Below are 934 nucleotides of genomic sequence, written 5' to 3' on the forward strand. Positions count from 1 at the left end.
GTGGGGGAGATCTATATTGGCGGGGCGGGGGTAGCGCGCGGCTATCTGAACCGGCCGGAGCTGACGGCGGAGCGGTTCATCGCCAGCCCGTTTGTGGCCGGCGACCGGCTGTACCGCACTGGCGATCTGGCGCGCTATCTGCCGGACGGCAATCTTGAGTTTTTGGGCCGCACCGACGACCAGGTGAAGATCCGCGGCTTCCGGATCGAGCCGGGGGAGATTGCGGCGCGGCTCATCGAGCATGCCTGGGTGCGCGATGCGGTGGTGGTGGCGCAGCAGGATGGCGCCGGCGAGAAGCGGCTGGTGGCCTATGTGGTGTGTGCGCCTGAAGCTCAATCGGATGAGCCGGATGGCGCTGGAGCTGAGCTGGCCGCGACCTTGCGGGCGCATGTGGGCGCGCAGCTGCCGGACTACATGGTGCCGGCGGCGTTTGTGCGGCTGGCCTCGCTGCCCTTGACGGTGAACGGCAAGCTGGACCGCCAGGCGCTGCCGGCGCCGGACGATGAGGCGTATGCGCATCGCGCCTATGCGCCGCCGCAGGGCGAGATCGAGACGGCGCTGGCGCAGATCTGGGCCGAGCTTCTCGGTGTGGAGCGGGTCGGACGCCACGACCAGTTCTTCGAACTGGGCGGCCACTCGCTCCTGGCGGTGCAGTTGCTCAGTCGCGCGGTCGATCTCGGGCTCAAGTTCAGCGCCGCCGACCTATTCCAAGCCCCCGTTCTAAAGGAACTTGCATCCAAGATTCATTTGGCACCACAGCCCAGCAGCTCGGGAGTGATTTGTATTCGAGAAACCGGATCGCAGCCGCCGCTGTTCTTTGTTCCTACAGGTTTAGGCGATTGCTCCTATGACGTGCCCCCCAAAACTAGGCCAGCTGATGCTGGAATTTTCCGGGGTTTTGAAGTGCTCCCCAAAACTAGGCCAGCTGATGCTG

The 934-nt window shown here is 65.0% G+C and carries 1 protein-coding gene; it reads left to right on the plus strand.

Annotation, left to right across the window (positions count from 1 at the left end; genetic code table 11):
* Positions 1 to 934: phosphopantetheine-binding protein (locus AC0L3P_RS39855; RefSeq protein WP_473309445.1), on the plus strand; the 934-nt coding region annotated here is incomplete at both ends.

This window comes from Bradyrhizobium sp. WSM4874, assembly GCF_055811835.1.